The following is a 21,393-nucleotide window of genomic DNA, read 5'->3' on the forward strand; positions in this document are numbered from 1 at the left end:
GCTGTATTGGCCAATTCTAAAAGCTGTAGTTCTCGTCGCCGCCGCTTTGCAAATGGTGCCCCATGACTTCACAGTTTCTTGGACCGCCACAGCTCGAACACTCGGCTTTAACCACAGTTCCTATCTTTGACTCTGCGACCAAAATCAGCTCCTACCTGCAACCCTTGCTTCTGATTGCCGATTCAATGGCATTTACCTTCCCTTTGGAAACCGCAACTTGACCTTCTTTATCGCCGCCAAAGGTACTAGATGCCGGGACGCCCAGTAGGAATACACCTACGGCATCACCCGTAGCCGCTTGGTTCTGCTGCTTCGAAAGACTCGCTAGCGTATTTTGCTCTTTGACCAGTTCCTGCGCCAAACCCTGACAGCCTAAGTTGGTATAAGCTGCCATGGGAATATCGACAGGCACGATTGCGTCCGGCCGTTTCGCACAGCCGGCCAATCCCACGGCCACAACGACCGCAGCGGAAATTGACTTGTTCATGATACTGCCCCCTAGACACTGCCCCAGCGTCGATCCGTAAATGAGCGGCAAAACTTGTGGGCTGTCAACACGGCTCCAGCGAAGTCGCCTGAAAACAAATGTGGATACGACGATGCGCCCCGCTTTCGTCGGTGGTTACTACGGCAGCGGGGGAATTTCATTAGAACAATTTAACAGAGCTCATTTGGTTGAGCTTTGAATCGTAAGCAGCATTCAAACACATGACGTCTGAGCCGCATTTGTTTCGTTCCGCCAGAAATGACCGTTGTGCGGCGAGGAGGCGTTTACGCAAGCCGGATTCGACATTGTTTCTTATCCAAAAATAAATTTGACCTAGAGCCCGATCTTTTGAGCGTAGGCCTCCATCAGAGCAGATCGCGCGTTCGGTGGGAGTTTGGGCTTTCGAACACGAGAAACTGGGCTCATGAATGCCTGTTGGCTGAGCCTGCTGGCGAAGTGATTCTTCTGCATCCAAACAGACCTTGATTCCCTCCTTACTGGTGCGCTCTTTCACGACGTCGATATAGGGCAACCAAAGTTTGATCCATTGTTCAGCTCCCACCATTGCATTTCCTCGCTCAAATGCATCGCGGAAGCCTGATTCTAGATCGGCTGGTTCTGGCTTAAGTAATGATTGACAGAGAGGGGATCGAAGTAGCGCATATGAAATCCACCGGTTGACATACACATCAACGGTTGGCGCATCCCTAGGAGTAGTTAAGGCTGCTCCGTCATTCTCGAAAACATCAATCCCGAGCGAGCGTGCGAGTTCTGGAGTAAGCAGCGAAAACTGGCTTGGTCCTGCGACGGTGAAAAAGCGAATGGCTTCGATTCGATATCCCAGATAGGTTAGAAATGAACCAATTTCCGCGTTTGCTACCCCGCTCTCACGGTATTCGCCATTTTCTTCGCGAAAGGCGGCATGAAATCCTATTTTGGATGAGGCAGACATATATCGCCTCGCTCCAGACAACCAAAGTAACCCGCAGGCAGAATAACACTCGCCATCTGGTAAAACTAACGTGGCAAAGTCACGGCGACGAATTTCAGCCCCTATCTCCAAAGACTCGTGGACCAATCCACCGGGACTGTTCAAGATAATTGTGGCTTTTGCCAAGTCCTTGGCGGCCTTGAAAAATCTGCTCGCGTCTCCGTCTACGATTTCGCCCTTCAATGTAACGAACGAAACGTTCACTCCGTCAATTTTTAATACTTCAAAGTCTGCCGCCAGGCTTGCTCCTGGAAATGGCAAGTTGAAAGCCAGCAACGCCATAGCTATTCGCACGGCGGATGCCATAAAGGAAATTCGCAATCTCACCTAATAATCCCCCCAATCAAGATCGTTGCACTCAGCTTTTCGCTAAATGCGATATCAACTTCGCGAAAACATTCAAGCCGGCGCGCAGATACGCTTATCGTCGTATTAACTAATTGGTCTCAAACGAACCGAGTCTACTGACCAAACCGCGCTCGGGATTGCTGGTGGTGCCCCCAAAGCTCATCCAATCTCCGCGCCATGTTTACCCCCTGCTTACCTAAAGTATGCGAGGGTTTTTGCCGACTCTCAGCGTCGCTGTATCTAATTGATTTTATTGGGAAAGTTGGCGCACCCGACAGGATTCGAACCTGTGACCTCTGCCTTCGGAGGGCAGCACTCTATCCAGCTGAGCTACGGGTGCTGATACAAGGCGTTGGCCTTACATGCGCGAAGCGTTTCTAACCGATGCGGGGCAAGGCTTCAATGGCGAATTTTGGAAACGGTGCGGATATCCCAAGCCAGAGGTCGAACGAGTGGCGATCTGTTTCAGTCGTAACTCGACTGGGCGATGATACACCAATGGCCTGTGCAGCACGCTCTACCAAACCAAGGTTCAGGATGCGCTCGCATTTCGGTTCCAGGAGGTGGATGAGCTTTGCCGTAGCTTCGACAGGATTCGTCACAATAACTCCGTTGATTCCTGTGGTGCATGGCGCGATGATGTCTGCGAACTGCTTGGCGGCCTTGAGCCGCGTCCACTGAAAAGGGAGACTTCCCATGGCGACCAAGACAGATTTCACTACGGCGGAATGGAACGAACTGCTGGGCAGCGTCATGCTGGCGGGAATGGCGATCACGCTCGCGGATCCGAGCGGCCTGATCGGCATGACCAAAGAAGGACTGGCGAGCGGCAGTGCCTTGCTCGCGGCCAAAGCCGATCCCAGTTCGAACACCCTGATCAAGTCGCTGGTTGCCGATTTCGAGACATCGGAGGGACGCTCAGCAGCGCGCGATGCTATCAAGGCAAGACTTGCTGGCAAGCAGCCGGCCGAAATGAAAAGCGCCATCCTGGAGACGCTCGGTCAGACCGCCGCGCTCGTTGACGCGAAAGCGCCGGCCGATGCGGCGGGGTTCAAGGCGTGGCTCCGTAGCATCAGCGAGCGCGTGGCGAATGCGGCCAGCGAAGGCGGTTTCCTGGGCTTTGGCGGTGAACAGGTGAGCGACGCCGAACGTTCGACACTTGACGAGATTTCAAAGGCGCTGAAACTCACGGCCTGACCGATCGGATCGACATCATGTGGAGGTGGCTGGCGCAGATTGGGGCGCCGCCTCACGGCGACCGGCTTGATATTTAACGACAAAGTAAATTTAAGAAAAATATGAATATCGACGACAGGTTTTGTACTAAAAACCGCACCGCGTTACAAATGTTCGCATGACGCGATAAGGCGGACGTTCCCGGCGATGCGGGAACGTCCAAAGGCAGATGCGGGATCACTCGATGTCGAATGAAACCCCCTGTGCCAGCGGAAGTGCAGACGAATAATTCACGGTGTTCGTCGCACGGCGCATATAGGCTTTCCATGCATCCGAGCCGGATTCACGTCCGCCACCGGTTTCCTTCTCGCCGCCAAAGGCGCCGCCGATTTCCGCACCGGAGGTTCCGATATTGACATTGGCTATGCCGCAATCCGAGCCATCCGCGCTCAGGAAACGCTCGGCCTCCTGCAGGTTCAAGGTAAAGATCGACGATGAGAGGCCCGCGCCGACAGCATTGTGATCAGCGATCGCCTGGTCGAAATCGCTGTACATCATCACGTAGAGGATAGGGGCGAAGGTCTCCTCGAGCACAGGCCCAGCTTGCTTCGGCATTTCGACGATGGCAGGGCGAACATAATAGGCATTGTCGTGACCTGTATCGACACGTGCGCCGCCGGTCACTTTGCCGCCATGGTCAACGGCCTCGCGCAGTGATTTCTGCATCGTGTCGAATGCCGCCTTGTCGATAAGCGGTCCAACGAGGGCCGACGTTTCCAGGGGGCTGCCCACAGTGACGCTCTCATAGGCCTTTTTCAGGCGCGGAACCAATGTGTCATAGACGCTTTCATGCACGAAGAGGCGGCGGAGCGTCGTGCAACGCTGGCCGGCCGTTCCCATGGCACCGAAGGCAATGGCCCGCAGGGCCATGTCGAGATCGGCCGAAGGACAGACGATACCGGCATTGTTGCCGCCAAGCTCGAGAATCGAACGCGCAAAACGCTTGGCAAGACGCGGTCCTACCTCGCGACCCATTCGTGTCGAACCGGTTGCCGAAACGAGAGCCACCTTCGGATGATCGACGAGGGCCTCACCAATGGTGCGGTCGCCCATCAGGGTCTGGGTAAGCCCGGCGGGGACGTCCCCAAAGCGGGCTACGGCGCGCTCAAAAATGGCCTGGCAGGCAAGGGCTGTCAGGGGTGTTTTCTCGGAGGGTTTCCAGACGACCGCATTGCCGCAGACGAGTGCCAGCGCCGTATTCCACGACCACACCGCCACGGGGAAATTAAAGGCAGAAATGACGCCGACGACGCCAAGCGGATGCCAGGTTTCCATCATGCGGTGACCTGGCCGCTCAGTAGCAATCGTCAGGCCATAGAGCTGACGCGACAAGCCGACGGCAAAATCGCAGATGTCGATCATTTCCTGTACTTCGCCCAGACCTTCGGAAGGGATCTTGCCTGCCTCGATCGAGACAAGGCGGCCCAGTTCGGTTTTCCGGGCACGCAGTTCTTCGCCAAACAGGCGCACAAGTTCGCCGCGCTTTGGCGCCGGCACAAGGCGCCACTGGCGGAAGGCTGCGTCAGCCTTCTCGATCGCCTTGGCCGTATCGCTGGCGGAATGAGTGGCGATATCTGCGATCTTCTCGCCGGTCACCGGACTGAAGGACGGCATGTTGCCGCCCGTATAGGCGGCCTCGTTAACTTCGAGTTTCGTGAGGAGCGATCTTACTTCCTGAGCAATGGTCATCTTGCTTCCCTTCATTACTTGTATGTTTGACATGACCGGCTCCTATCAGCCGGACTGGATTTTTTTGACGCTACGGCTCAGTCTGCCATCACGACAGGCTTGAAGTGCTGCCGGCAGCGCTCAATGGATGCCTTTTGCAGGCCCTCATAATGCGCGAATGCATCCAGCACAGGCGCGCCGAGATCAGCTTCGAACTCCCGTTGGCTCGGGCTCGCAGCAAATTTCTGGCTGGCATCGTCACCGAGATTGGATTGGAAGATACCAGCCGCACTCACGGGCAGGAAGTCTTCATAAACAATCGGATCGAACTGCACGGCACCAAGCGCCACGAGCGCTTCGATATCCGATGCGTCACGCGGTGACAGGCTCTTGTGCGGGAAACTCTTTACAACCGTATAGCGGAAGTAGCCCAGACCTTGCCTGCGCATGCTATCCCAATCGTCTGGGAAAGCTTTGAATACCTCAGTGAGGGCTGCGGTGTACTCGTCCGCATTGGAGCCATCGGGTGCAGGACGGACCACCTTGCGCGACTCAGTGAGCAGGCGGTCATAGAGAGCTCTTCCCTTCGGCGTCAGGGCGACGCCGCGCTGCTCGATCTCTCCAAAACGCGCCGTGTGCGAGCCGGCTTCCCATGCACCATTGGCGTTCTGGAAGGAGACGCTCTCTTCCAATGCCTTGAACGACGTTTGCCGCAACAGGATGGGGCAGGCACGTGTGGGCGGACCTTCGATCACTGCCTTGGGCGAGATGCCGTATGCAGGCATCAACGCCTGCACGGCATCGATGTTGAGCGTACGGGGTGTCAGGTGATTGATATGAGGCCCTTTGAAGGAAACCACGTCGGCGATCAGCCGATGTGCATCATGCAGGCGGCGATAAAGGTCTCCGCTCACGCTGGCCCGATCGTGCCAGCGAAAAGTCTCAACGATTTCCTTGACGAAGAGTGCCGCATCATCAAGTCCAAGGCCACCCTCGGCTTCGTTCTTCTCAACGAGAGAAATGGCTGTTGCGGTAAAGATCTGTCGGGCCTGCAGTGTTGTGCGAGCTTCCTCGCGCAGTGCGGCGTCGGCGATGAGGTCGAGCCGCAACAGCGATGTGAACACACGAAACGGGTTGATCTTCAGCGCGGCATCGCCAACCGGACGAAACGCCGTTGAATGCACAGGCACCCCCGCTTCGCTGAGATCGTAGTAGCCCACGGGATACATGCCCATGACGGCGAACACGCGGCGGAGCATCGAAAGCTCGGCTGGCGTGCCCACGCGGATCGCCCCGTGACGTTCTTCCGAAATACGGTCAAGCGTATCGGTCTGTTCCAGCCGGTATCTGAGCTCGGGCGAAGCCGCAAGTGTGTTGGAGTTGACCTTTGCCACGAGGGAAAGAAGAGTTCCGTAGGCCGGTACCTCGGCCCGGTACATGGACGACATCGCTGAAGAAAATGACGCCCGGATCACGTCTGTAGAGATAAACGTGGCTGATTTCATGGTGATAAGTTCCGCTTTATTGATGCGACAGCAAATTCTTGTGCTGTCATGCTCAATCTGGATTATAGATGGGAATAGTGCCCGGCAATTACGATGATTCAAACTGGGTTGATGCGAGAAGAGAATGAAGTTAACGCGGCGCCTGATCCCTGACATCGATATCCTGCAGACATTCGAATGTGCGGCAAGGCATGGCAGTTTCACGCAGGCGGCAAGGGAGTTGAACCTGACCCAGAGCGCGGTCAGCCGCCAGATGAGCGAACTGGAGGGGCAGATCGGCGTGCTGCTGTTCGAACGGGTGCGACAGCGAGTCGTGCTTTGCGAGGCGGGTCAGAAGTTCCTTCCGGAAGTGCGGCGTTTGCTTGGCCTGACTGAGGAGACCATGTTGCGCGCCATGGCGGCCTCACAATCGGGCTCATCGCTAAGCATAGCGACGCTCCCAACATTTGGCAGCCGCTGGCTCATGCCACGACTGCCGGATTTTTTGAGCCGACATCCGGAAATTACACTCAGTGTGGCCTCGCGTTCGCAGCCCTTCGACTTCGAGGAAGAGCCATTCGACCTTGCAATCCACTACGGTCAGCCGGTATGGGCGCATGCTACCTGCACCTATCTGTGCAGCGAACTGATCGTGCCCGTCGGAAGTCCAGGACTATGCGCCTCGAACCCCGTTGCGCTACCCTCGGACCTTGCAGCTTCGGCGCCGCTTCTGCATCTGTCGACGCGCCCCAAGGCCTGGGCTTCCTGGTTCGAGACTGCAGGAGCAGACGTCTCCAGTCCCTACAAGGGTCATCGTTTCGAGCATTTCTCCATGGTCATCGAAGCAGCGCTGGCGGGGCTCGGTTTCGCTTTGTTGCCGCGCTATCTCATTGAACACGAACTGGAAACGGGTCGACTTCAGGTTATGTTCGACCAGCCGCTCCAGACTGAAAACAGCTACTATCTCGTTGTTCCTGACCACAGACGAGAAAATCCGTTGGCTCAGATATTCTTCACATGGATCGCCGATCAGGTGAATGACCCCAAGACCGAAGCGCAGGTCATTCGCTAGCCGCATCATGTCTTCGACGATTTTCACTTCCGCTGGCGAAAACAGGATTTATAACGACGAATGACCAAGACTGCCGGCCACTGCCGGCCCGACCCGACGGTGACCCATGTTGAATGACGATCGCTCCCACGGCCTTTGGGAAAAGACGGCCCCGCCGGCACCCGCAACTGAACGGTTGCAGGGAAGTATCAGCGTTGATGTGGCGGTCATCGGTGCCGGGTTCACCGGACTGTCGGCGGCATTGCACCTGGCGGAAGCTGGATCGAAGGTCGCCGTCGTGGATGCTGTCGAAATCGGATTTGGCGGATCGGGTCGCAATGTCGGACTAGTCAATGCCGGCATGTGGGTGATGCCGAACGATTTGCCGGGTGTTCTCGGCCAGCTGCATGGTGAACGCCTTCTGGATCTTCTCGGCAATGCGCCGCAGTCCGTGTTCAACCTTGTGGACCGGCACAAGATCGATTGCGAGCTGGAACGCACCGGAACCCTGCATTGTGCTGTTGGCGCTGAAGGTGTCAAGCAACTCGAACAGCGCGCCGAACAGTGGCTGGCGCGGGGTGCCGCTGTCCGCCTGCTCGATGCGAGGGAAACCGCAACCAAGGTTGGTTCCACGGCCTACATGGGCGCGCTGCTGGACAACCGCGCCGGCACGATACAGCCGCTAGGTTATGTGCGCGGATTGGCAAGGGCAGCGCTTGGTGCTGGTGCAGCAATCTACACCGGAACGCCAGTGGCCGCGACGGAGCGCGCCGGCAACCGCTGGATCCTGCGCACGCCGCACGGAGCCGTGTCGGCGGACTGGGTGGTGGTTGCCACGAACGCTTACACGACGTCGCCCTGGCCGGAACTTCGCTCGGAACTGTTGCACCTGCCCTATTTCAACTTCGCCACCACACCGCTGCCCGAGGATGTCAGGAATACGATTCTGCCCGAGCGGCAGGGTGGTTGGGATACGAAGGAGATATTGAGTTCCTTCCGCATGGACCAATCCGGGAGACTGGTTTTCGGCAGCGTCGGCGCCCTGCGCGGTACCGGCATGGCGGTTCACAAGGCCTGGGCGGCACGGTCGATCGCCAAGATATTCCCGCAGGTCAAGGACATCACCTTTGAAGCGGGATGGTATGGCCAGATCGGCATGACCAGTGACAGCCTGCCACGGTTCCACATACTGGCGCCGAATATCATCAGCTTCAGTGGCTACAACGGGCGCGGAATCGCACCAGGGACAGTGTTCGGACGCATCCTGGCAGAGCACATCATCGGCAAGATCACCGACGCGGACTTGCCGCTGCCTGTGTCCCAGCCGAAAGAACAGGGCCTGCGCGCCATCCGCGAAGGCTATTACGAAGTCGGGGCGCAACTCGCGCATCTGGTGGGGAACCGGTTCTAAGACTCATCGCTTGTTGTGGTGTTCGTTTAGACGTGCCGCCGCGTTAACCTGACCTTCGCAATCGCTTGCCATTCTTCGCGTGCCGACATATTTCTAACGGATGGATAGCAGGAAGCCGATGCGGCACACCAGACCGAGCGTCTCAGCCAGCATTCTCGCCGCGGTCAGGAACCGCAATAAACGCCCGATGGGCGTCACAAGGATCGTGCGTAACGATCTGCTGATCGCTTCCTACAATGTCCACAAATGTGTTGGCATCGACAAGAAATTCGATCCCGATCGGATTGCCCATGTGATTGGCGAGATTGGTGCAGATGTCATCGCCATTCAGGAGGCCGACAAGCGGTTCGGCGAACGGTCAGGTCTCCTCGACCTTGCACGCCTTCATCGTGAGAACAGTCTTGTCCCGGTGCCCGTGACATCGCTATACCCGAAAGGCCATGGCTGGCACGGCAATCTCCTGCTGTTCCGGGAGGGTGTCGTTCGACGGGTTCAGCAACTCGGTCTCCCAGGGCTCGAACCGCGGGGCGCACTGGTGGTCGACATCGATCTTGAAGCAGGCCCCTTACGCATCATTGCGGCGCATCTGGGCCTGCTCAGACATTCCCGGCAGCAGCAATCGGAAGCAATCGTGCGCGCCGTGCAGTCCGATCCTGGCCGCCCGACCTTGCTGATGGGTGACCTGAATGAATGGCGCGTTGGCAAGGGCTCCTCGCTGCATTTCCTGCATCCGGTTTTCGATCCGGCGAAGAATGCCGTGCCGAGTTTCCCGTCGCGATTCCCGGTTCTTGCGCTTGACCGGGTTCTCGGCCATCCGCACAATCTGGTCACGGCCATCGAGGTTCATGATACCCCATTGGCGCGTGTCGCATCCGATCATTTGCCCATCAAGGCCCATGTCGACCTGAAATCTGCCTTGGCCGAGAGCGAAGTCAGAGATAAGGCGAGCCTAGCCAGATAATCCGGTCGATCAACCGTACCCAGAACGACCGTGCTCGCAGACTCTGCAGGAGGACGGGCTTTGCCGTCGCCATGGCGGTATCAACGAGACCTTCGACGTCGCGTGCAAATTGTGCATCCATGACCTCGAGGTCGACCTCGAAATTCAGCCGTAACGAGCGCGGATCGAGATTCGACGAGCCGACATAGGCCCACAAGCCATCGATCACCAACAGCTTGGAATGATTGAAATTGCCGCTGGCACGCCAGATGCGGCAATGGCCCTTGAGTATCTGGTCGAACTGCGCCGTCATGGCGCGATCAACCAGCTTGAGATTGTTGATGGCCGGAACGATGACGTCGACTTCGACTCCACGACGTGCAGCCGTGACGATGGCGCTGACAAGTTCCCGGTCCGGCAGGAAATAGGGTGACATGATGCGGATGCGCGACTGCGCGACGGAGAATGCGCCCATCAGCATGCGGTGATTAGCTTCAAGACTCCGGTCGGGACCCGATGGTACCGCGCGGATGAAGACAGGTTCTCCGGCGCGTTTTTCCGGTGAACCAATGAGCCACGGTTCGCCGGACAGAACTTCCCTGGTGGTAAATCGCCAGTCCTCAGACGCAATATGGAACAGATCCGTGACGATGGGACCGGTAAGACGGAAATGCGTGTCCCGCGCATTGTCTTCGCCCACGACTTCCGCCGAAAAGCCGGCGCGGATGTTCATGCCCCCGGTGAAGGCGATAGTGCCATCCACGATCAGGATCTTCCTGTGGGTTCGAAGGTTCGCATAGGGCAAGCGGAGGCCCATGATGATGTTGCCATTGAACACATTGACCGGGACGCCGCCCTTGGCCAGATAGCCGACAATGCTTGGGATGGAATAGCGGGCGCCGACGGCATCAATGAGGACGCGAACCTCAACCCCCCGTTTGACCGCTGCTATCAGGGCATCGGCGATGCGCAGCCCGATCTTGTCGCGGTCAAAAATATAGGTCTCCACCAGGATGCTGCGCTTTGCCGTATCGATCGCTTCAAGCATGGCGCAATAGGCTTTGTCGCCGCTTTGCAGCATGGCAATCTCGTTGCCAGTCGTAAGCCTGCAACGACTCACCCGATCTCCGACTGTCTTCATGGCTACAAAGCGCTTGTCGAAATGGGCCAGAACGTTCTGCTCGCTTGCGTCAAAGCGCATGAGATGGTCCTGGCCGATCTCGTGCAGGAAAGCGCGTTGCGAGGAGATTGAAGAGCGGCGGATGCGATTGATGCCGGCGACCGCATAGATCACGGCGCCGATCACCGGTGAAAGGATGATGACGCCGACCCAGCCGATGGCCGCGCGCACTTCCTCCTTGGTCATCGTCGCGTGAATTGCGGCAGGAACACCGAGAGCGAGAGAGAGCACGAAGAGGATGTGCGGCCAATAGGTAGGGAGAAAATCACCCATCGTTGCTTGGCTTCATGTCAGGACATTGAATCCCGGCGCGAACGCCATTCGGCCAGTGATACTGGTTGATCTGGAATGCGAATCTCAAAGCTCGTCCCCGCCCCCTCATTCTCGCGCAATTCGATGGTTCCTCCATGGGCCCGTACCAGCTCATGTACGATGGCCAGCCCAAGACCGGTGCCGCCCGAGCGAGCGGAGCCCTTGAAGGCCGTGAACAGGTTTTCTCGCGCCTTTGGCGGCAGGCCCGGTCCCGTATCCTCCACCCCGATTATCGACGTCGTGCCGATTTGCCCTGCCGTGATTGTCAACCGCTTGACCACTGACGGATCACTGCGGGTGTCTCCCGCCATGGCCTGAACGGAGTTGCGGCAAAGATTGGAAATGACCCGGAAGAACTGGTCGGGATCGGCATCGATTTCAAAAGTTTCCGGCACCAGATTCCTGAATTCTATACCGGACTTGGCATCCAGATTGAGCATTTCCTCAACGTCACTGACGACAGTGCGCAGTTTTACGCGCCTGCGTTGCGGCGGTGCCTCCTGCGTACCGCCGTAGGCAAGGACGGTCTGCGAATAATGGATGGCTCGGTCGATTGTACGCACAAGCTTCGGGACGAAGCGTTGCATGGTCGGATCGCTCGTATTGGCGAGGTGGTCGGACATGAGCTGCGCCGACGACAGAATATTGCGCATGTCGTGGTTGATCTTGGAAACGGCAAGACCGAGATCGGCAAGGTGCTTTTGCTCTGACAGTGTGCGTTGCAATTGGCGCTGCATGTCTGCGAGCTCGCGCTGGGCAATGCCGAGTTCATCCTCCCGCGGCTCCGGCTTTATAATCCTTTGCGGATCATCGGGTGATTGTGCGAACGCCAGCATATTGGCGCTCATGCGCTGGATGGGGCGAATGAGCAGGCGGCTGATGGCAATGAACACGAGACTGGCTGTGATCAGTGAAATGAACAGAGAAATGAGTGCCACATTGCGAGCGTACTGCAGCATGGCATTGCGCAGCGGCGTATCGGATGTGAGCAGTTCGATGACCTTGCCGGTATCGCCGACGGGGCCATAGACCCTGATAACGCGGTGTCCTCCATTGATCAGGGTGTCGAGGGCATCCCGGATTACGGTAACCGGGTCAGTCACGGTAATGTCGATGTGCTTGTCGACCTTCGAGGGCATTTCAGACACCGCGAGCAGTCGGGATGCGCCTTGCTCACGCAGTACTATCGCCTTCGTACCGGTTGCGAGCAGAACGTCATCCTGGACTGACTGGGGTATATCCTTGTCGTCGCTTGCTGCGAGCACCACGCTGGCCGCGGCAACCGTGTTGAGCCGGTCCGAAAGCCAGCGCATACGCATGTCGGCAACGGTAGGCACGAAAATCATGACTTCGGCGAGCAGCCCGAAGAGAAGGGTGAGACGCAGCAGTTTTCCGGAAAGGCGCTTCAGAACCGGCAAGCGCTGGCCCGCATGCAACTGCATGGCGGTCATTTCTGGCTTTTGCTGCGTTGCCGTCATCTGTACTCCGTCAACGTTCGGGTGTAAGCCAAACGCCTGACTGGCACAATAGAACCTTTCTTGCCTGGAAGCATTTGCCTTTTTTGATTTTTTTGAATCGCTTCCGTGAATTGACTTATCTTTATCATCACTCTATAAGCCGCGCACGTCCGGGTTGACCGCCCCGGCGGCGTATTTTTATGCGCTAATGGCGGTCCTGATATGCTCCTGTCAAAGAACAGACCACAAGAAGGGCCGCACACCGCGGTATTTAACAAATGAAGCGTACTTATCAGCCATCCAAACTTGTCCGCGCACGTCGTCACGGGTTCCGCGCCCGCATGGCAACGGCAGGCGGCCGCAAGGTTATTGCAGCGCGTCGCGCTCGTGGTCGCAAGCGGTTGTCGGCATAAGGCAGTCCGCACGGTTCCGTGCGGTTGGCACTACAGAATGAATGAGCAAAAACCACTCCGCCTTCGCAAGAGAGCGGAGTTTTTGGCTGTTCGGGGAGGAGAAAAGCGCCGTGGCGCTTATTTTCTGATCGAAGTCAAGGAGCGGGAGGATCAGGGTGGTCCTCCACGCGTCGGTTTTACGGTCACCAAGAAGAACGGAAATGCTGTTATCCGCAACCGCATCAAGCGCCGCCTGCGTGAGGCCGTGCGCGTCAATGTTGCAGATGACATGCACCCCGGAACAGACTATGTGATCGTTGCTCGTCGCGACGCGCTCAATGCGCCGTTCGTGGATCTGACCCGGGAACTCTCGAAACGGGTTTCCAAGAAAACACAGACTCGGCGTTCGTCGAAGCCTTAACGGCGCGGCCGGACCCGACCCCAAGGACTGACAATGGAAACCAACCGTAATTTCTTCATCACCATTGCCTTGTCCATTGTGATCCTGACGCTTTGGCAGGTGTTCTACATGAACCCCAAGATCGAAGCGCAGCGCGAACAGGCCCAGATCGAGGCTACGCGGCAAGGACAGACGCGCGTTGATGGACAGCCAATTGCACCCGCCGGCACCGCTGAGGGGGCAGGCAACCTGCCATCCTCGACGCCTGCCACGCCCGGCGCCAATATTCCTGGCCAGTCGCAGGATGCCGCTCAGGCAGGTAGCTTGACCCGCGCTGCCGCCCTTGGTCAGTCCGGCCGCGTCAAGATCGACACACCGAGCCTGCGGGGATCGATCAATCTCACCGCGGCGCGCCTCGACGATTTGCAGCTCAAAGAGTATCACGAGACGGTCGACAACAATTCGCCGAACATCGAGTTGTTGAGCCCTGCGCAGTTGGCAGACGGCTATTTTGCCGAAATCGGCTTTACCGGCAACGATTTGACCGGCACCGTCCCGGGCCCGACGACAGTCTGGACCGTGGAAGGCAACGACACGCTGACCTCGACAACGCCAGTTACGCTTGTCTACACCAATGACAAGGGCCTGACGTTCAAACGCACATTCAGTGTCGATGACCATTATATGTTCGCCGTGAAAGATACGGTGACAAACAACACAGGCGCTCCCGTCTCACTTGCCTCCTATGGTCGTGTCACACGCTTCTCGAAGCCGGTACATCCCAGCACATATGTTCTGCATGAAGGGCCGATCGGTGTGATTGGCGACGATGGACTGCAGGAAGTTACCTTCGCCAAAATCGAGAAGGAAAGAGAAGTCCAACTGCCGAAGTCATCCACGGGCGGCTGGATCGGGATCACCGACAAGTATTGGGCGGCGACGCTCGTTCCTCCGGCGGACAAGCCGTTCCAGGCGCGCATGGCCTATTTCGATGATGGGCGCGCGCGCTACCAGACCGATTTTCTGTCGGACCCGACCACGATCGAAGCTGGCCAATCTGCGACGATCGAGAACCTGATTTTCGCTGGCGCGAAGGAAGTCGGCAGGATCAATGCCTATGAAAAAGACCGCAACATCCGGCAGTTCGAACTGCTGATCGATTGGGGCTGGTTCTATTTCATCACCAAGCCGATGTTCTACCTGATCGATTGGCTCTATAAGGCCATCGGCAATTTTGGCGTCGCGATCCTGGTGGTTACGGTGCTGCTCAAGGCCGTATTCTTCCCGCTGGCCAACAAGTCGTACGCGTCCATGGCGCGCATGAAACTTGTTCAGCCGAAGATGACCGAAATCCGCGAGAAATACGCGGACGACAAGGTCAAGCAGCAGCAGGCGATGATGGAACTGTACAAGACGGAAAAGATCAATCCGATCGCGGGTTGCTGGCCGATCCTGATCCAGATTCCGGTGTTCTTCGCGCTATACAAGGTTCTGTACGTCACCATTGAAATGCGTCATGCGCCGTTCTTTGGCTGGATTCAGGATCTCGCCGCGCCGGATCCAACATCATTGTTCAATCTGTTCGGATTGCTGCCCTGGGCTGTTCCAGCCTTCCTGATGATCGGTGTCTGGCCGTTGATCATGGGTGTGACGATGTTCCTGCAGATGCGCATGAACCCCACGCCCCCCGATCCGACACAGCAGATGATCTTCAACTGGATGCCGCTGATCTTCACGTTCATGCTCGCGAGCTTCCCGGCTGGTCTGGTCATCTACTGGGCATGGAACAACACGCTGTCGATCATCCAGCAAGGGATCATCATGAAACGGCAGGGCGTGAAGGTCGAGCTGTGGGACAACCTTGCAGGCATGTTCAAGAAAAAGCCCAAACCTGCAGAGTAACGGCAGGTTGATTGAAAAACAGACGAAAGCCCCCGGTACGCCGGGGGCTTTTGCTTTGCAGCGGTTGACAAGCTGCCAAGAAACATTGATTGCAACGCTAACGACGTCAGATGGACAATGAATTGAGCGAAGCGCAAGGCAAGACAAACAGACTGATCGAGAAAGGCAGATTGCTTTTCGCGCAGGGCTGGGTATTCATCCGCGGCGTTCCCGCCATGAAGTTCCTGCCACCCGAGGGGCCGCTTGAGATCGCTTTCGCGGGGCGGTCCAATGTTGGAAAGTCTTCGCTGATCAACGCCATCATTGGCCAGAAGGGCCTGGCACGGACGTCCAATACGCCGGGTCGCACGCAGGAACTCAACTATTTCGTTCCAGATGGCCATTCAGGCGAAAACGGCGATCTGCCGCCGCTCGCTATTGTTGATATGCCCGGTTACGGGTTTGCAGAAGCGCCAAAGGAACAGGTGGATGCCTGGACCCGGCTGGTGTTTGATTATTTGCGCGGGCGGACGACTCTCAAGCGCGTATACGTGCTTATCGATGCTCGGCACGGCGTTAAGAAGAACGATGCCGAAGTGTTGGATCTGCTCGATCGCGCAGCGGTTTCCTATCAGATCGTCCTCACCAAGATCGACAAGATCAAGGCCGCAGGCGTCCCGCGTCTGATGGAAGAAACGGCGCAGGCCATCAAGAAACGCGCGGCCGCCTATCCGCAGATCCTCGCAACGTCTTCTGAAAAAGGAGCGGGGCTGGACGAACTGCGCGCCGCTGTCGCACTGCTCCTCGAAGAATAGGCACGCAGGCGTAAAAAGGCCCCGCATGTTCCGGGGTGGACCATACGGGGCAAGTGCGCAGATGCCTGTCTGCGCAAAGCAGGCAAAAGCCCTACATTTTCGGCAGCAGAACCTTGTCGATCACATGGATGACGCCGTTCGACTGCTTCACATCGGCAATCGTTACATTGGCGACGGTACCGTTCTCGTCGGTCAGCGTAAGCTTCTTGCCCTTGTACTTGGCAGTCCAGATGCAGCCGCCCACGGTCTTGACCGGGTGGGCGCCCTCATCATCATCGACCATCTTCATGATCGCTTTGGCCGACGCGTCAGCCGCGACTACGTGACAAGTCAGGATCTTCGTCAGCCTGTCCTTGTTTTCCGGCTTGAGCAGGGTTTCGACGGTCCCTTTGGGAAGGGCGGCGAATGCTTCATTGGTCGGGGCGAATACCGTGAACGGACCTTTGCCTTCGAGCGTCTCGACTAGGCCTGCCGCCTTGACGGCGGCAACCAGAGTAGTGTGGTCCTTCGAGTTCACGGCGTTTTCAATAATGTTCTTGTTTTCATACATGGGAGCGCCGCCCACATTCGGGTTCTTGGCGAGCGCCGCACCGGCAATAAGGATGGTTGAAAGCGCGATCAGGCGAAGCGATTTGTTTAGCATCTTTATCTCCACTGTTTGGGTCCCCTCTGTTGAGGTTCAGTGGAGATACGGCAGCTCGGATGCTAAAGTTTCAGCCCAACGCATATTTTGTTGAAGTTTTTCTCAGATCCCCCGGACTGTTCCGGCGGCAACCACGGCGCCGGTTGGTGCTCCGCTCGGTGAGCCGCCCACGGGTTCGACAGTAATGGCCAGTGTTGTGCCATCACGCAATTTATCGGCAACAGGCTGGGGCAGATCAAACGCGGTTACCTGCGGCGACGTAATCACTCCTAGCGAGACGGGAGCCTCGTTGCCGGCGATGAGCCACAGTTCAAGCGAACGGTCCTGTGGAACGTCACCGGCGACAAGGGAGACCTTCAGTAGTCTCGTTTGATCGTCAAAGACCGCGAGCGTGCGGACAGGACTTCCATCTGCGACCATGGAAGCGACCAGTTGAGGCGAGGACGTCGTAGTGGGGGGCTGGATCAGATCGCGGCCAAAGCCGAATACGGCAAGGGCGAAGGCGGCGAATGCCAGACCTCGCCAGAAGGTGACGCTGTTCCACAACGGGATGCTTGCCGGCGGCTGTTCTGTTCCAAACAAGCGATGATCAATCCTGTTTTTCAAGTCGCCCGGAGCGGGTTCAGCCACGAACTGCTCGTTGAGCGGATCGAAGTGCTGCTGCCAACGCGCAACAAGCCGGGCAAAGGCCTGGTCGGTTTCGATACGGCGCGCGACCACGCGCCGCTCCTCGGCGGGAAGCACGCCCAACACGTATTCAGCGGCGATGAGGTCATCGCCTTCCGGGATTGTGTCTTCGGGTGGTATCGAGCTCATCCCTCCAGGCATTCCTTCAGTTTCATCAGGCTGCGACGCAGCCACGTTCTCATTGTATTCAAGGGCACGCTGTAGCGGTTGGCCAGTGCCTCGTAGCTGTCGCCGTTCAGATAGGCGCCGCGTACGGCCGCGGCCCGAACCGCCTCCAATTGGTCGAGGCAGTCATGCAGACGCTGCGCCTCGCCCCTGGTCACGGCAGACTGTTCGGGATTGGGCGAGGGCTCGGCAACGTCCACGGCCTGATCCAGTTCAGCCGCAACCGGCTTGCGTGCCCGCAGGGTATCGATGCAGTGATTGCGTGCGATGGCAACCAGCCACGAAATGGGGCTGGTATCAGCCACGGCAAATCGATCTGCCTTGTTCCATATCCTGACGTAGATGTCCTGCAGCGCGTCCTCAGCTTCCGTACGGTTACCCAAGACACGCAGACAGACGCCAAAAAGTTTCGCGCTGGTAGAGGCGTAAAGAACGTCGAAGGCTGCGCGGTCCCGTAGCGAGACTCGTGAGATAAGCTCCGATATGCCTTCAGGCGTCATGCGGTTGGGGTTTCCAGCTGACCGATGGGGTAAGTTAAATCCGTCGAGACGTTCTGCTGTCAATGGAGGATGACAAAAACCTATCCGAAGTTCCTAAATCATGTTTGCCCGAAACCGTCTTTAACGGTAAGAACCCCCGACCTTCCCAAGCCGGAGCCTCGCATCCATGTCCTCCACGTCCGACATCGACCAAACCGCCGAAATCCAGGCGAGCCTTCTCTCTGCGGCACTGCCTTACATGCAGCGCTACGAAAACAAGACTGTCGTCGTGAAATATGGCGGTCATGCCATGGGCGATGCGACATTGGGCAAGGCCTTTGCCCGTGACATCGCTCTCCTCAAACAGTCCGGCATCAATCCGATCGTTGTACATGGTGGCGGCCCGCAGATCGCTTCAATGCTCGCACGCATGGGTATTGAATCGAAGTTCGAAGGCGGCCTTCGCGTTACCGATGCGAAAACCCTCGAAATTGTCGAAATGGTCCTCGCAGGATCCATCAACAAGGAGATCGTTGCTCTGATCAATGCTGAGGGCGAGTGGGCGATCGGCCTCTGCGGCAAGGATGGCAATATGGTCTTTGCCGAGAAGGCCAAGAAAACCGTCATCGATCCTGATTCGAATATCGAAAAGATCGTTGACCTTGGCTTCGTCGGCGAACCCGTCGAGATAGACCGTACGCTCCTCGATCTGCTTGCCCGGTCCGAGATGATCCCGGTTATTGCGCCCGTCGCTCCCGGACGCGATGGCCATACCTACAACATCAATGCCGATACATTCGCTGGAGCCATCGCGGGTGCGCTGGCGGCTTCACGCCTGCTGTTCCTCACCGATGTGCCAGGTGTTCTCGACAAGAACAAGGAACTGATCAAGGAGCTGTCCGTCAGTCAGGCCCGCGCCCTCATCAAGGACGGTACGATTTCCGGCGGTATGATCCCGAAGGTTGAAACCTGCATCGATGCGATTAACCGCGGCGTCGAAGGTGTCGTCATCCTCAATGGCAAGACGCCCCATTCGGTCTTGCTGGAGCTCTTCACGGAACGCGGTGCCGGCACGCTGCTCGTTCCTTAAGGGGAGCAGTACCGCGCTCTGACTATCGCCGGAGGTGTTCAAGCGGGATTTTACCCGGTCCCTTGATGTTTTGCAGGACGAGTTGGGTGTGTACATCCCGCACACCCTTCAGCCGCATCAGCCGGTGCATGACGAAGTCATTGAGGTCGTCCACTGTTGGCACCATGACATGCAACAGGAAATCGTGTTCACCCGTCATGGTCCAACAGGATGAAACTTCATCCATGCGCTGAATCTCGGCGATGAAGCGTTCGGGCGAATCATCGCTATGGGTGTTGAGCCGGACTTGCACGAAGACTTCCACCATCAGACCTATCGCCCGCCTGTCGATGGTGGCTGCAAAGCCCTTGATCACGCCGCTGTCTTGCAGGTGCTCGAACCGACGAGCGCATGGTGTCGCAGAAAGCCCGATCATTTGCGCAAGGTCGGTTACAGCAATCCGGCCATTGTCCCGCAGGATTTGCAGCATCTTGATCTCGAAATCGCTCAATTGAGTTGATGTCACTCAAAGCACTTCCATCTTGGTGAGTTTTCACCCAAATCTATGCGATATTGAGACGATTAGGTCAATGTCCCTCCTGTCCTCGTTTTATCCTTGTACAAAGATCATGGATTGGAGGAGCATCCGATGACTATCACCGTCGAAGCCTATGCCCACGAATGTGCCGCGCAGGGATTGCGAGGCAATTATGCCGCGTGCCAAGCTGACTTCACTGTCGAACAGCGATATGACTATTCGGACGAGGATCAGGAAGTTTGGCGCACGCTTTGCGATCGTCAGACACAATTGACTTCGAAACTTGCGCACCACTCCTACCTAGACGGGGTCGATGCGCTAGGGCTGCTGGACCGCATACCGGATTTTCACGAAGTCAGCGATCGTTTGCGGAAATTGACCGGATGGGAAATCGTTGCCGTACCGGGGTTGATTCCGAATGAACCCTTTTTTGACCATCTTGCCAATCGGCGTTTCCCGGTGACGAACTGGCTACGTAGCAAGAAAGAGCTCGACTACATCGTCGAACCCGACATGTTCCATGACTTCTTTGGTCACGTCCCGATTTTGAGCCAGCCTGTCTTTGCCGATTTCATGCAGCTCTATGGTGAGAAAGGTGGCGCTGCGGCACGCATGGGCGGCGAGCAACTTGCTGCCAGGCTCTATTGGTACACGGCGGAATTCGGGTTGATGAAGGAAGAGGGAGCGCCACTCAAAGCATTTGGCGCTGGCCTCATGTCGTCATACAGCGAACTGCAGTTCGCTGTAACAAGTGTCGACGCCCATCATGTGCCGTTCGATCTCGAAACCGTGATGCGCACGAACTACGAAATCGACAAGTTTCAAAGAGCCTATTTTGTCCTGCCGTCATTTACAGCGCTTAAAGAATCGTTCGAGCAAGCGGACATGGCGCAACTGATCGAGCGATGGAAGGATGCGGAGCCCTTGGATCCGGCAGCCGTCTGAGCCAACTATACAGCCAACGATAGTTTGTTGGTTGTAGTCGGCTCACGCGGCATGTTGCATTTTGGACTGAATGCAGACGCAATTGCGACCGCTGCGCTTGGCCTCGTAGAGCCGACGGTCGGCGATCTGGAAATAGTCGGCGATGGTTCGCGATGAAACGCCGACGACGCCGCCAATGCTGACGCTGAGGGGTATAAGCTCATTCTCCGGCGTCCGGTATTCGATGTTATTGACTTCCAGACGAATGGTTTCGGCGATGGACTTGACCTGGGCTTCATCGTCGGTTGCAAGATACACAGCGAACTCCTCGCCGCCGATGCGACCCAGGCTGTCGTCCGGTCCAATCGAGTCGTCGATTCGTTGTGCGATTGCCATCAGTGCGCCATCACCATTGTAGTGCCCGTGCATGTCGTTGATTTTCTTGAAGTGATCGGCATCGATGATAAGCAGCGAACCCCTCTGGCGCACGCGCATGTCTTCCATGTGGTTGAAAAAGGCTTCGCGATTGAGCAAGCCCGTCATGCTGTCACGGGATGATTTTTCAAATAGCTTGGCATTGGTAATCTCGAGCTCAAGCATGACCGTGTTAAGCGTCGCAAGGGTTTGCCGCAGCTTTTCGGATTGCCGGAAGACCAGAAACGAGATCGCGGGCGAGATCACCAGGGGGCAAACGGTGGCAATGACGTAACCTCTTGGGTCGTGCATGTCGTTGGCGCTCATCATGACGCCGGTGATCAGCAGTGAACATGCCACTGAAATGACCATGACCATCGCGCATTTGAGGAGAATTCTGTTCATGAAGTTGCGACCTGCA

General features: G+C 57.0%; 22 protein-coding genes and 1 tRNA gene. 10 read left to right on the plus strand and 13 right to left on the minus strand.

Going from position 1 to position 21,393, the window contains the following annotated elements:
- Window positions 1-151 precede the first annotated feature (151 nt).
- The 4 genes from K9U38_RS17765 to K9U38_RS17780 all read right to left on the minus strand — a co-directional run bounded on the left by K9U38_RS17765 (window position 152) and on the right by K9U38_RS17780 (window position 2,533).
- Window positions 152-487, minus strand: a complete 336-nt coding sequence (locus K9U38_RS17765; protein WP_224495688.1) for a hypothetical protein — start codon at window positions 485-487, stop codon at window positions 152-154.
- Window positions 488-647: 160 nt separating this feature from the next.
- Window positions 648-1,784, minus strand: coding sequence for a hypothetical protein (locus K9U38_RS17770; protein WP_224495689.1), 1,137 nt, complete (start codon window positions 1,782-1,784; stop codon window positions 648-650).
- Window positions 1,785-2,089: 305 nt separating this feature from the next.
- Window positions 2,090-2,166, minus strand: a tRNA-Arg gene (locus K9U38_RS17775).
- A 37-nt stretch (window positions 2,167-2,203) separates the two neighbouring features.
- Window positions 2,204-2,533, minus strand: coding sequence for a hypothetical protein (locus K9U38_RS17780; protein WP_224495690.1), 330 nt, complete (start codon window positions 2,531-2,533; stop codon window positions 2,204-2,206).
- Between K9U38_RS17780 and K9U38_RS17785 the strand changes: the two genes are divergently transcribed.
- Window positions 2,523-3,023: a hypothetical protein gene (locus K9U38_RS17785; RefSeq protein WP_224495691.1), complete on the plus strand. Its 501-nt coding sequence runs from the start codon at window positions 2,523-2,525 to the stop codon at window positions 3,021-3,023. The genes K9U38_RS17780 and K9U38_RS17785 overlap by 11 nt on opposite strands.
- 216 nt (window positions 3,024-3,239) lie before the next feature.
- Here K9U38_RS17785 and amaB read toward each other — a convergent pair whose 3' ends face one another.
- Together amaB and hglS are read right to left on the minus strand one after the other, a co-directional pair.
- Window positions 3,240-4,751 (minus strand): L-piperidine-6-carboxylate dehydrogenase, encoded by a 1,512-nt coding sequence (gene amaB, locus K9U38_RS17790; protein WP_370631990.1) that lies wholly within the window; start codon window positions 4,749-4,751, stop codon window positions 3,240-3,242.
- A gap of 77 nt (window positions 4,752-4,828) precedes the next feature.
- Window positions 4,829-6,235 carry a 2-oxoadipate dioxygenase/decarboxylase HglS gene (gene hglS / locus K9U38_RS17795; RefSeq protein ID WP_224495692.1) on the minus strand — a complete coding sequence of 469 codons (1,407 nt, stop codon included), beginning with the start codon at window positions 6,233-6,235 and terminating at the stop codon, window positions 4,829-4,831.
- A 124-nt stretch (window positions 6,236-6,359) separates the two neighbouring features.
- On the opposite strand from hglS, the gene K9U38_RS17800 reads away from it, so the two are divergent.
- The 3 genes from K9U38_RS17800 (at window position 6,360) to K9U38_RS17810 (ending at window position 9,637) form a co-directional block, all read left to right on the plus strand.
- Window positions 6,360-7,286: a LysR family transcriptional regulator gene (locus tag K9U38_RS17800; protein WP_224495693.1), complete on the plus strand. Its 927-nt coding sequence runs from the start codon at window positions 6,360-6,362 to the stop codon at window positions 7,284-7,286.
- 106 nt (window positions 7,287-7,392) lie between these two features.
- Window positions 7,393-8,676 carry an NAD(P)/FAD-dependent oxidoreductase gene (locus K9U38_RS17805; RefSeq protein WP_224495694.1) on the plus strand — a complete coding sequence of 428 codons (1,284 nt, stop codon included), beginning with the start codon at window positions 7,393-7,395 and terminating at the stop codon, window positions 8,674-8,676.
- 118 nt (window positions 8,677-8,794) lie between these two features.
- Window positions 8,795-9,637 (plus strand): endonuclease/exonuclease/phosphatase family protein, encoded by an 843-nt coding sequence (locus K9U38_RS17810; protein ID WP_224495695.1) that lies wholly within the window; start codon window positions 8,795-8,797, stop codon window positions 9,635-9,637.
- On the opposite strand, the gene K9U38_RS17815 is transcribed toward K9U38_RS17810, so the two are convergent.
- Both K9U38_RS17815 and K9U38_RS17820 read right to left on the minus strand, forming a co-directional pair.
- Window positions 9,609-11,069 (minus strand): phospholipase D-like domain-containing protein, encoded by a 1,461-nt coding sequence (locus K9U38_RS17815; RefSeq protein ID WP_224495696.1) that lies wholly within the window; start codon window positions 11,067-11,069, stop codon window positions 9,609-9,611. The genes K9U38_RS17810 and K9U38_RS17815 overlap by 29 nt on opposite strands.
- Window positions 11,070-11,086: 17 nt before the next feature.
- Window positions 11,087-12,586 carry a sensor histidine kinase gene (locus tag K9U38_RS17820; RefSeq protein WP_370631984.1) on the minus strand — a complete coding sequence of 500 codons (1,500 nt, stop codon included), beginning with the start codon at window positions 12,584-12,586 and terminating at the stop codon, window positions 11,087-11,089.
- A gap of 257 nt (window positions 12,587-12,843) precedes the next feature.
- Here K9U38_RS17820 and rpmH point away from each other — a divergent pair, with 257 nt between their 5' ends.
- From rpmH to yihA, 4 genes are all read left to right on the plus strand, one after another.
- Window positions 12,844-12,978: a 50S ribosomal protein L34 gene (gene rpmH / locus K9U38_RS17825; RefSeq protein ID WP_040853797.1), complete on the plus strand. Its 135-nt coding sequence runs from the start codon at window positions 12,844-12,846 to the stop codon at window positions 12,976-12,978.
- A 37-nt stretch (window positions 12,979-13,015) separates the two neighbouring features.
- Window positions 13,016-13,378, plus strand: a complete 363-nt coding sequence (gene rnpA, locus K9U38_RS17830; RefSeq protein WP_224495697.1) for a ribonuclease P protein component — start codon at window positions 13,016-13,018, stop codon at window positions 13,376-13,378.
- A gap of 33 nt (window positions 13,379-13,411) precedes the next feature.
- On the plus strand, window positions 13,412-15,259 hold the full coding sequence (gene yidC / locus K9U38_RS17835) for a membrane protein insertase YidC (protein ID WP_224495698.1): 1,848 nt from the start codon (window positions 13,412-13,414) through the stop codon (window positions 15,257-15,259).
- 122 nt (window positions 15,260-15,381) lie between these two features.
- Window positions 15,382-16,053 carry a ribosome biogenesis GTP-binding protein YihA/YsxC gene (gene yihA, locus K9U38_RS17840; RefSeq protein ID WP_224495699.1) on the plus strand — a complete coding sequence of 224 codons (672 nt, stop codon included), beginning with the start codon at window positions 15,382-15,384 and terminating at the stop codon, window positions 16,051-16,053.
- Between the two features lie 91 nt (window positions 16,054-16,144).
- Here yihA and K9U38_RS17845 read toward each other — a convergent pair whose 3' ends face one another.
- The 3 genes from K9U38_RS17845 to K9U38_RS17855 all read right to left on the minus strand — a co-directional run bounded on the left by K9U38_RS17845 (window position 16,145) and on the right by K9U38_RS17855 (window position 18,048).
- Complete coding sequence (locus K9U38_RS17845; RefSeq protein ID WP_224495700.1) at window positions 16,145-16,696, minus strand: fasciclin domain-containing protein; 552 nt, start codon at window positions 16,694-16,696, stop codon at window positions 16,145-16,147.
- Window positions 16,697-16,798: 102 nt separating this feature from the next.
- The gene (locus tag K9U38_RS17850) at window positions 16,799-17,512 is read right to left on the minus strand and encodes an anti-sigma factor (RefSeq protein ID WP_224495701.1); all 714 of its coding nucleotides are present in this window, start codon (window positions 17,510-17,512) and stop codon (window positions 16,799-16,801) included.
- Window positions 17,509-18,048: a sigma-70 family RNA polymerase sigma factor gene (locus K9U38_RS17855; RefSeq protein ID WP_224495702.1), complete on the minus strand. Its 540-nt coding sequence runs from the start codon at window positions 18,046-18,048 to the stop codon at window positions 17,509-17,511. Before K9U38_RS17855 ends, K9U38_RS17850 begins: the two co-directional genes overlap by 4 nt.
- Before the next feature lie 166 nt (window positions 18,049-18,214).
- Between K9U38_RS17855 and argB the strand changes: the two genes are divergently transcribed.
- Window positions 18,215-19,117 carry an acetylglutamate kinase gene (argB, locus tag K9U38_RS17860; protein WP_106711596.1) on the plus strand — a complete coding sequence of 301 codons (903 nt, stop codon included), beginning with the start codon at window positions 18,215-18,217 and terminating at the stop codon, window positions 19,115-19,117.
- A 22-nt stretch (window positions 19,118-19,139) separates the two neighbouring features.
- Here the strand turns inward: argB and K9U38_RS17865 are convergent, their stop codons facing one another.
- Window positions 19,140-19,622: an Lrp/AsnC family transcriptional regulator gene (locus tag K9U38_RS17865; RefSeq protein WP_224495703.1), complete on the minus strand. Its 483-nt coding sequence runs from the start codon at window positions 19,620-19,622 to the stop codon at window positions 19,140-19,142.
- Between the two features lie 123 nt (window positions 19,623-19,745).
- On the opposite strand from K9U38_RS17865, the gene phhA reads away from it, so the two are divergent.
- On the plus strand, window positions 19,746-20,579 hold the full coding sequence (gene phhA / locus K9U38_RS17870; RefSeq protein ID WP_224495704.1) for a phenylalanine 4-monooxygenase: 834 nt from the start codon (window positions 19,746-19,748) through the stop codon (window positions 20,577-20,579).
- Between the two features lie 42 nt (window positions 20,580-20,621).
- Here the strand turns inward: phhA and K9U38_RS17875 are convergent, their stop codons facing one another.
- Window positions 20,622-21,377, minus strand: coding sequence for a GGDEF domain-containing protein (locus K9U38_RS17875; RefSeq protein WP_224495705.1), 756 nt, complete (start codon window positions 21,375-21,377; stop codon window positions 20,622-20,624).
- Window positions 21,378-21,393: the final 16 nt, after the last annotated feature.

Origin of the sequence: Phyllobacterium lublinensis (assembly GCF_020164435.1) — a bacterium.
Lineage (GTDB): Bacteria > Pseudomonadota > Alphaproteobacteria > Rhizobiales > Rhizobiaceae > Phyllobacterium > Phyllobacterium lublinensis.

What these genes read in the sequence shown, in the direction of transcription:
- K9U38_RS17765 (WP_224495688.1), bottom strand. Translation starts at nt 487, where the DNA reads ATGAACAAGTCAATTTCCGCTGCGGTCGTTGTGGCCGTGGGATTGGCC.
- K9U38_RS17770 (WP_224495689.1), bottom strand. Translation starts at nt 1,784, where the DNA reads ATGGCATCCGCCGTGCGAATAGCTATGGCGTTGCTGGCTTTCAACTTG.
- K9U38_RS17785 (WP_224495691.1), top strand. Translation starts at nt 2,523, where the DNA reads ATGGCGACCAAGACAGATTTCACTACGGCGGAATGGAACGAACTGCTG.
- amaB (WP_370631990.1), bottom strand. Translation starts at nt 4,751, where the DNA reads ATGACCATTGCTCAGGAAGTAAGATCGCTCCTCACGAAACTCGAAGTT.
- hglS (WP_224495692.1), bottom strand. Translation starts at nt 6,235, where the DNA reads ATGAAATCAGCCACGTTTATCTCTACAGACGTGATCCGGGCGTCATTT.
- K9U38_RS17800 (WP_224495693.1), top strand. Translation starts at nt 6,360, where the DNA reads ATGAAGTTAACGCGGCGCCTGATCCCTGACATCGATATCCTGCAGACA.
- K9U38_RS17805 (WP_224495694.1), top strand. Translation starts at nt 7,393, where the DNA reads ATGTTGAATGACGATCGCTCCCACGGCCTTTGGGAAAAGACGGCCCCG.
- K9U38_RS17810 (WP_224495695.1), top strand. Translation starts at nt 8,795, where the DNA reads ATGCGGCACACCAGACCGAGCGTCTCAGCCAGCATTCTCGCCGCGGTC.
- K9U38_RS17815 (WP_224495696.1), bottom strand. Translation starts at nt 11,069, where the DNA reads ATGGGTGATTTTCTCCCTACCTATTGGCCGCACATCCTCTTCGTGCTC.
- K9U38_RS17820 (WP_370631984.1), bottom strand. Translation starts at nt 12,586, where the DNA reads ATGACGGCAACGCAGCAAAAGCCAGAAATGACCGCCATGCAGTTGCAT.
- rpmH (WP_040853797.1), top strand. Translation starts at nt 12,844, where the DNA reads ATGAAGCGTACTTATCAGCCATCCAAACTTGTCCGCGCACGTCGTCAC.
- rnpA (WP_224495697.1), top strand. Translation starts at nt 13,016, where the DNA reads ATGAATGAGCAAAAACCACTCCGCCTTCGCAAGAGAGCGGAGTTTTTG.
- yidC (WP_224495698.1), top strand. Translation starts at nt 13,412, where the DNA reads ATGGAAACCAACCGTAATTTCTTCATCACCATTGCCTTGTCCATTGTG.
- K9U38_RS17845 (WP_224495700.1), bottom strand. Translation starts at nt 16,696, where the DNA reads ATGCTAAACAAATCGCTTCGCCTGATCGCGCTTTCAACCATCCTTATT.
- K9U38_RS17850 (WP_224495701.1), bottom strand. Translation starts at nt 17,512, where the DNA reads ATGAGCTCGATACCACCCGAAGACACAATCCCGGAAGGCGATGACCTC.
- K9U38_RS17855 (WP_224495702.1), bottom strand. Translation starts at nt 18,048, where the DNA reads ATGACGCCTGAAGGCATATCGGAGCTTATCTCACGAGTCTCGCTACGG.
- argB (WP_106711596.1), top strand. Translation starts at nt 18,215, where the DNA reads ATGTCCTCCACGTCCGACATCGACCAAACCGCCGAAATCCAGGCGAGC.
- phhA (WP_224495704.1), top strand. Translation starts at nt 19,746, where the DNA reads ATGACTATCACCGTCGAAGCCTATGCCCACGAATGTGCCGCGCAGGGA.
- K9U38_RS17875 (WP_224495705.1), bottom strand. Translation starts at nt 21,377, where the DNA reads ATGAACAGAATTCTCCTCAAATGCGCGATGGTCATGGTCATTTCAGTG.